Annotated in this window: 1 protein-coding gene; it reads left to right on the top strand. The window is 47.9% G+C overall.

Annotation, left to right across the window (positions count from 1 at the left end; translation table 11 throughout):
• Nucleotides 1–292 (top strand): oligopeptide/dipeptide ABC transporter ATP-binding protein (locus D1841_RS18375; RefSeq protein ID WP_371722214.1); only part of this gene is annotated, 292 nt, incomplete at both ends.

Genomic DNA, 292 nt, shown 5'->3' on the forward strand with positions numbered 1-292 from the left:
ATCTTGGTATCGTATCTCAAAACTGCGACAAGGTTGCAGTGATGTATGCGGGAACTATCGTAGAGTCGGGAACGGCAGAGGAAATTTTCCTGAGCGAGTCACACCATCCGTACACCGTTGGACTTTTCGGTTCCATCCCTGATATGAAAAAACAGACGAAGCGACTTTCACCGATTGATGGTCTGATGCCTGATCCGATGGAACTGCCGACAGGCTGTGTATTTCATCCGAGATGCCCAAAGTGCATGGAAAAGTGTAGAACTGAAGTGCCAAAGGCAGTAAATGTGGATGG

The sequence above is a fragment of the Neglectibacter sp. X4 genome, assembly GCF_009917365.1.
Lineage (GTDB): Bacteria > Bacillota > Clostridia > Oscillospirales > Acutalibacteraceae > Acutalibacter.